This is a genomic window from Serpentinicella sp. ANB-PHB4, assembly GCF_031432315.1.
GTDB lineage: Bacteria > Bacillota > Clostridia > Peptostreptococcales > Natronincolaceae > Serpentinicella.
Genome location: NZ_JAVKGO010000025.1, coordinates 1 through 7,584, shown reverse-complemented (window position 1 = coordinate 7,584; position 7,584 = coordinate 1). Strand labels below are relative to the sequence as shown.

Here is a 7,584-nt window from a genome sequence, read left to right as displayed (position 1 = left end):
AATACACACTTTTGGTCATCAACTTGTACTCTGTATAAGCGACTGACACCAAACTACTTTTGGGACATCTGCTTAACAGCCGATGGTACTTGGTGAGAGATCGCCTGGGAGAGATGGTGGAGTATCTTTTTTATTTTTGTTTTGAAATTTTAAAAGAACAAATTTCAAAGATATTTATACATTAGATAATGACATGGGTATATTAGAATTAAATAAAAAGAAAATATAGGTAAAAATATAAAAAAAATGTAGTATAAGTAACGTAAATTTACTATAATTAGATTATCATTAAAACTAGTTAATAAAATATTAAGGGAGGGAAATTAAATATGGAGAAATCAATTATAACAGGACGAAAAGTCTTTGGTGTTTTTGTTGTTTTAATAGGAATACTGGCTCTTCTAAACACAACGGGAACCTACGATGTTGATATTATTTATCTAATTAATAACTACTGGCCTTTGGTATTAATTTTTTCTGGTGCCTTTACAGTAATAACAAATCCTGCATCCAAGGTAGGGGGGTTAGTAGTCTTAGCAATAGGAATTTTATTTCAACTTCATAATTTGAATATACTTAAAGGATTTACCTATGCTTATATATGGCCATTAGCACTAATTTTAATTGGTATATCAATTATGTTTTCTAAATCCAAAAAGAAGAATGGTAGCACTAAGGATGTATTAGATAGTATTGCTATATTTGGAGGGTCTAGTATTAGAAGTGTATCCCGAAACTTTAGAGGTGGAAATGCGGTTGCAATATTCGGTGGTGTTGATATAGATCTTAGAGATGCCCAAATACCTAACTCAGAAGAAGCCGTACTAGATGTATTCACTGCTTTTGGAGGTGTCGAAATAAAGGTACCAGAGAATTGGAGAATTGTAATGAATGGTGTACCTGTTTTTGGTGGATGGGAAGATAATACAAAAGGGTATGAATTAGACGATAATGCCCCTGTCTTAGTACTTAAATGTCTGGTTGCCTTTGGAGGACTGGAAGTAAGGAACTAGACAAAAGAAAAAAGTAAACGATGACTACATTTTTTATACTATCAAAAAACAGATTATCAACTAAAAGATAATCTGTTTTTTTATTTTATAATTATTAACTGAAAGTTTTTATAGACTAAATCTAATTATGTAATTGATTTTGGTGGTCTAGGGCCAAAGTATTGATAATAATCAACTTTTATACGACCATTATATAACTTTCTTTTCTTATCAGCTTTTTTTCCATAAAAGTTTTCAAATTCCTCAAAAGAAGTAATAATATACTTAGACCAAGTATTTAAATTTTCAAAGTAATTGCCCATACTAGTATAAAGTTTTTCAACTTCTTCAACTTCACTTAGACGCTCACCGTAGGGTGGATTACATATAATTACTCCATATTCATCTTTGAAGTCTAATTCACCTAAGGGTTTTTGATCAAACTCAATACAATCGTCTACTCCAGCTTCAAATGCATTTTCTTTTGCAATTTCAATTGCTTCTGGGTCAATATCAGTCCCTTTAATTTTAAGCTGTACGTTTTGATCTATAGATTTAAGTGCATCGACACGGGCATTTTTCCATATTTCAGGTTTGAAAATGGACCATTTTTCAGAGGCGAAACTTCTGTTTAGTCCTGGAGCAATATTTCTTCCGATCATTGCCGCCTCGATTGGAAGTGTACCGGAGCCACAAAAAGGATCAAGAAGTAAACGATCTTTATTCCAGAAGCTTAACTTAACTAAAGCTGCTGCTAAAGTTTCCTTTATAGGAGCTTGTACACTGTTTTCTCTGTAGCCTCTTTTATGTAAACCAGTACCACTTGTATCTATAGTCAATATTGCTTTGTCTTTAAGTAGGGATACTTGAACCGTATACTCAGGACCAGTTTCTGAAAACCACGTTACATTATACTTTTTCTTAAGCTTTTCAACGATGGCTTTTTTTACAATAGATTGACAGTCTGGAACACTAAATAGTTTTGAATTAATGGATTTCCCTGTTACAGTAAACTTGCCATCCTCAGGAATCCACTCTTCCCAGGGCAATGCTTTTGTCTGCTCAAAAAGTTGATCAAATGTAGTAGCATTAAATTCCCCTAGCTTAAGTAAAACTCTATCTGCACACCTTAACCAAAGATTAGCCTTTGGTATACTTGACAGATCCCCTTTAAAAGTAACCATTGCATTATCAGTTTTAATATCTTCAAACCCTAAATCTATAACTTCACGTTTAACAATTGCTTCTAGTCCAAACGTTGCTGTCGCAATTAACTCTACTTTTTTCATCGTATCTCCCCTTGCATAAATATTATAGTCATTACAACAAATTATAACAAATTAACGGCCATATGTGGAATGATTTAATATAAATTAAGCTAACCTATCTGTATTTTTTTATGCGCTACGAGATAACTAATATATGTAAAAGATTCTTAGACCTTCTGGCTAAGTAGTATTAAAGATTTTGGGGTTTATTAAGTTGAAGAAGGAAAGGTACATTTATTCTACTAAATCTAATTATATAATTTCCTCATTTAATTTCTTTTAATTAAAAACCTGAGAAAAAATTCTCAGGCTGTAGCTACATTTAATTCTAATACCTCTTTTAGTTGAGAGATAAAAAATTTATTTTCTTCCATAGTACCGATAGAAACTCTAATATAAGTATTATACATGGGTCTCACAATTACCCCTCTTTTTTGTAGTTCTGTAAACACTTCAGTACACTCTTTACCTGAGTCAAAGAAAATGTGATTAGCTTCAGAAGGAGCATAAGTAATTCCCATACTGTCAAATGAGTCACATAAATATGCTTTACCTTCTTTATTACACGCGTAACTATCCTTTAAAAATTCATCGTCATTTAAAGCTGCTACAGCTGCAGTCTGTGCAAGTGAGTTTACATTAAAAGGCGAACGAATTTTATCAATATTACTTAAAATATGTTCAGATGCCAAAGTATAACCAATCCTTAAAGCCGCTAGACCATAAATCTTTGAAAAAGTTCTAAGAATGATAATGTTAGGATACTTCTCTAATAATGAGACACTGTTATGAGGATATTCTGGACTAGTGACATATTCATTATAGGCTTCATCATAAACTATAATAACATGTGATGGGACACTATCGAGAAAATCTAACAAAGCCTTTTCAGAAAACATGGTTCCAGTTGGATTATTAGGATTACAGAGCCAAATTAAACGGGTCTTATCTGTAATAGACCTTTTCATTGCATCTAGATCATAAGTAAAGTTTTTCAAAGGTACAACCACTGGAATGCCACCCATCATAGTTGTAGTTGTAATATATCTTGGAAAAGTTACATCTGCAAGTATAACTTCATCACCTTCGTTTATAAAAGTTTTGGCGATTTGATCAACCATTTCGTCAGAACCACTACTAGGCTGAACCTGAGAAGGTTTTATACCTAACTTCGTAGCAATAGCATATTTTAGTTTTGTTGCATTACCATCTGGATAGAGATTTAAATAGTCAAGAGATTTGTTAATTGCTTCTTTAACCAGGGGAGAACACCCTAATGGATTTTCATTTGAAGCCATTTTAAAAACTTTTGATATGCCATACTCTTTTTTAACATCTTCTATTGGCTTACCAGGTTTATAAGGGGTTAAAGCTTGGATTTGAGAACGAAATTTTACAGTCATAAAAGCCCTCCTTGTTATATGTTATTACATTAAAATAAGTATAGCATATTATTTAAATATTCAAAATATTTACCAATTTAAACTAAGCATATAGATAAACTGAATATTGACTTGAAACAAAACATATACATGTGATTCAAAACAGAACTGCATACAAAAAGTGCAAGCATTAAGAAAAAAGCACATATTTATCGTCAAGTCTGAATTTAAATCAATCATTAAGTTTATAAAAATAAAGGAATTATTTTGATTTCATAGAAATACTTATAATAAAATCAAGTAATTCTAATAATCAGTTAGGGGGAGATTAAATGAAAATCTATGAGACTGACCGTATTAGAAATATTGCATTATTAGGCCATGGGGGTAGTGGTAAAACAACTTTAGCAGAAGCCGCATTATTTACGGCGAAGTATACTAATAGAATAGGAACAATTGAAGATGGGAATACCACATCAGATTTTGATAAAGAAGAAATAAACAGACGTCTTTCAATAAATACATCTTTATTGCCGATGGAGTGGCAAAACTATAAAATTAATTTCTTGGATTCGCCGGGCTACTTTGATTTTATTGGCGAGGTACAAAGTGCGGTAAAAGTATCCGGGGGAATAATTATTCTAGCAGACGCCACCAGTGGCATAGAAGTAGGTACCGAGAAAGCATGGAACTATGCGATAGATAAGAAAAAACCTACTTTTATTTTTGTAAATAAAATGGATAGAGAAAATGCTAACTTTAAAAAAGTATTAGAAGAGTTAAGAGAAAAGTTCGGTAAGAAAATAGCACCATTTCAAATTCCTTTGGGAGAGCAAGAGAGCTTTGTAGGAAATATAAATGTTGTAAAAATGGTTGCAAGAAAATATGATGGTGAGACTTGTAAAGATGATTCCATACCTGAGGATTTAATGGAAGAAGTTCAAAGTATTCGAGAATTATTACTAGAGTCTGTTGCAGAAAGTGATGATGCTTTATTAGATAAATATTTCTCTGGTGAACCTTTTACGGAAGAAGAAATACGTGAAGGTTTAAGAAAAGGGGTCATAAATGGAGATATTGTACCTGTTATATGTGGTGCCGCTTCAAAAAATATAGGAATACATACACTGCTAGAAATGATTTGTGACTATTCACCTTCACCAGTAGATATGCCTCCTAAGCAAGGAGATAATCCAGTAACAAATAAAGTGGAGGAGAGAACATTAGGTCCCAGCGAACCTTTTTCAGCTCAGGTATTTAAAACAATCGTTGATCCCTACATCGGTAAAATATCTTTGTTTAAAGTAATATCTGGAAGGTTAACAGCGGATATGGAAGTATTAAATGCAAATAAAAATCAAAAAGAAAAGCTAGGTAGCCCTTTTTTACTAAGAGGAAAGCAACAAATCGAAGTAGACGAAGTAAATGCTGGAGATATTGCTGCTGTGGCTAAGTTACAACATACCCTAACAGGAGATACACTTTGTTCAGTAGAAAAACCTATTGTCTATAGTGACATTGAGTTTTCAACTCCCCAACTCTTTTTAGCTGTAGAACCTAAAGCAAGAGGAGATGAAGAAAAAATCGGAAACGGGTTACAAAGATTAGCCGAAGAAGATCCTACATTTCAATTTGAAAGAAATAAAGAAACAAAACAAACCATAATAAAAGGGCAAGGGGAGCTGCATCTGAGGGTAATAACTAGCAAGCTTAAAAATAAGTTTGGTGTAGAAGTACAATTAAGTGATCCTAAAGTACCCTATAGAGAGACAATTAAAAGTAAATCAGATGTACAAGGGAAGCATAAAAAACAGTCCGGTGGCCATGGGCAATACGGTGATGTTAAAATACGTTTTGAACCAACGGCTAGTGACTTTGAATTTGCAGAGGAAATTTTCGGTGGTGCCGTACCAAAATCCTATATACCTGCTGTAGAAAAGGGAATCAAAGACTGTATGGAAAAGGGCGTATTAGCCGGATACCCTGTAACGAATATAAAAGCAGTTCTCTACGACGGGTCATATCACGATGTTGATTCTTCTGAGATGGCGTTTAAAATCGCCGCATCCTTAGCCTTCAAAAAAGGAATTAGTGAAGCAAAGCCAGTGCTATTGGAACCAATTATGAAAGTCGAGATTAAAGTGCCTGATGAATATATGGGAGATATAATGGGAGACATTAATAAAAGAAGAGGTAGAATTTTAGGAATGGAACCTAAAGGGGGTCAACAATGTATTATTGCAGAAGTGCCCCAGGCAGAGATGTTTAAATATGCAATAGATTTACGATCAATGACCCAATCAAGGGGCAGCTTTGAGATGGATTTTGCTAGATATGAAGAGGTACCACAAATGATCAGTGAGAAAGTTGTAGCCCAGCAAGGGTAGGAAAAGAAATATAAAATATAATTAATTGAAGCAGGTATCCTTGAGGGACCTGCTTTCTTGCTTTTAAATGTAGAAAACTGTCGAAGGGTTTTTTGAAAATAATTATAAATCAATAAAACCTTTGATTTTAAAAACATAGGCACATATTGGGAAAAAAAGTACCATTTGACTATTGTAAATATTAAATATAAAATACTGAAGAATTGCAATTCAATGTGTATTACTTAAATTAAAAGCTCTAGAATGGTGGTGATAATAATGTTAACAAAACTAAAGATTCTTTACTCGAATTATTTTACTCTATATAATGAAGGATTAAAATTTTCAACTTGGTATGTTAGTGGAACTTTGATGTTTACATTATTTCTGTATTTTACAATTCCTAATGAATCACCATGGTTGTTGCCAGGGATTATAATTCTTTGTCTTTCACATATTTATATCAGTGGTCCATATAGAGCATATTTGGAAAGAAAATTAAGTAAAATAGAGGATGATATGAATGATTGAAGTGCCAAAACAGGGGCAACAAAGAGAACTTGAATATATATACCGAACCTTCCCCTTGGTTGTCTAGGGGTTCATTACGCAACAAGATAAATGTTAAGATGAGTCTCTGCAATATATACAGAGACTCTAATATATATTCGAGAAAGATTTTATAAAATCATATATTGCTAAAGGAGTATCTATGAAAAATTTTTTTTATATACACGCCATAATGTTATCTTTTTCACTCGTACTTTTTGTTATTAAAATAGAAAATATTTTTAGTTCTGCATCTATAATATCTCTGTTAATATTTTCAATCTATATTTTATATTCTCTTAATTTCTTATATAGAATGAGAATAATATTCAAGTTTAAACCGGAGAACAAATTATCATTTTGGAGGTGTTAGGTAGTATATCGTTATTGCTAGGTGATGGACTATTGATATGTTTAATTGTTTTACTGGGTATATATGCGGATTCTGATTTGGACTCGCTAGCTTTTGTGTTATCATTATTCATGTTAAATGGTAATATGAATTCCGATTATACATATATTCATGATGATAAATTAATATCATTTAATGGAAAGAAAGTCGAGTTAAAAGATATTAAGGAATATAAAGTAAAATCCAAATTCTTTGATATATATGTTGTTGATATAACAACATATAACAACGAAGTGAGAAGGTTTACATTATCTGAGTATGAGTATACGGATTTCAGTTTAAAAACGTAGTACACGAGAACACATTGGGAGAGGAGACTCTAGAAAAGAATAAAAAAGCATTAAAAAATGTATTTAGAGCATTTATAAAGCTATGTGATGAATGGCAATTGTATGACAAGGAACTAGTAGCAATAGATGGCTCAAAGTATTGTGCAAGTAACTCTTAAAATAATAACTACAGCACTACAAAGCACAAAGGGACGGTTTGGTCAAGACCCATTTTAGGTTACACCTTGGGTACGGTTAAATAATGTGATGGTAGTGTAAAGTAATCTGTGCTTTAGTGAAAAAATATACTCTTTTCTGGCAAGAATTAGAAATAATAAAAAGCCAG

The 7,584-nt window shown here is 32.4% G+C and carries 7 protein-coding genes; 5 read left to right on the top strand and 2 right to left on the bottom strand.

Annotated features, from left to right (window positions below; genetic code table 11):
* The first annotated feature begins 329 nt into the window (after positions 1-329).
* Positions 330-1,013: a LiaF transmembrane domain-containing protein gene (locus RH915_RS11305; protein WP_310480138.1), complete on the top strand. Its 684-nt coding sequence runs from the start codon at positions 330-332 to the stop codon at positions 1,011-1,013.
* Positions 1,014-1,138: 125 nt separating this feature from the next.
* Here the strand turns inward: RH915_RS11305 and RH915_RS11300 are convergent, their stop codons facing one another.
* Together RH915_RS11300 and hisC are read right to left on the bottom strand one after the other, a co-directional pair.
* Complete coding sequence (locus RH915_RS11300; protein WP_310480137.1) at positions 1,139-2,281, bottom strand: THUMP domain-containing class I SAM-dependent RNA methyltransferase; 1,143 nt, start codon at positions 2,279-2,281, stop codon at positions 1,139-1,141.
* Between the two features lie 284 nt (positions 2,282-2,565).
* Entirely contained in the window at positions 2,566-3,663 is a 1,098-nt protein-coding gene (gene hisC / locus RH915_RS11295) for a histidinol-phosphate transaminase (RefSeq protein WP_310480135.1), read from the bottom strand.
* 311 nt (positions 3,664-3,974) lie between these two features.
* Here hisC and fusA point away from each other — a divergent pair, with 311 nt between their 5' ends.
* The 4 genes from fusA (at position 3,975) to RH915_RS11275 (ending at position 7,417) form a co-directional block, all read left to right on the top strand.
* On the top strand, positions 3,975-6,029 hold the full coding sequence (gene fusA, locus RH915_RS11290) for an elongation factor G (RefSeq protein WP_310480134.1): 2,055 nt from the start codon (positions 3,975-3,977) through the stop codon (positions 6,027-6,029).
* Positions 6,030-6,287: 258 nt separating this feature from the next.
* Positions 6,288-6,539, top strand: coding sequence for a hypothetical protein (locus RH915_RS11285; protein WP_310480132.1), 252 nt, complete (start codon positions 6,288-6,290; stop codon positions 6,537-6,539).
* Between the two features lie 423 nt (positions 6,540-6,962).
* The gene (locus tag RH915_RS11280; RefSeq protein ID WP_310480131.1) at positions 6,963-7,259 is read left to right on the top strand and encodes a hypothetical protein; all 297 of its coding nucleotides are present in this window, start codon (positions 6,963-6,965) and stop codon (positions 7,257-7,259) included.
* A 14-nt stretch (positions 7,260-7,273) separates the two neighbouring features.
* Positions 7,274-7,417 carry a hypothetical protein gene (locus RH915_RS11275; RefSeq protein WP_310480129.1) on the top strand — a complete coding sequence of 48 codons (144 nt, stop codon included), beginning with the start codon at positions 7,274-7,276 and terminating at the stop codon, positions 7,415-7,417.
* The last annotated feature ends 167 nt before the right edge of the window (positions 7,418-7,584 follow it).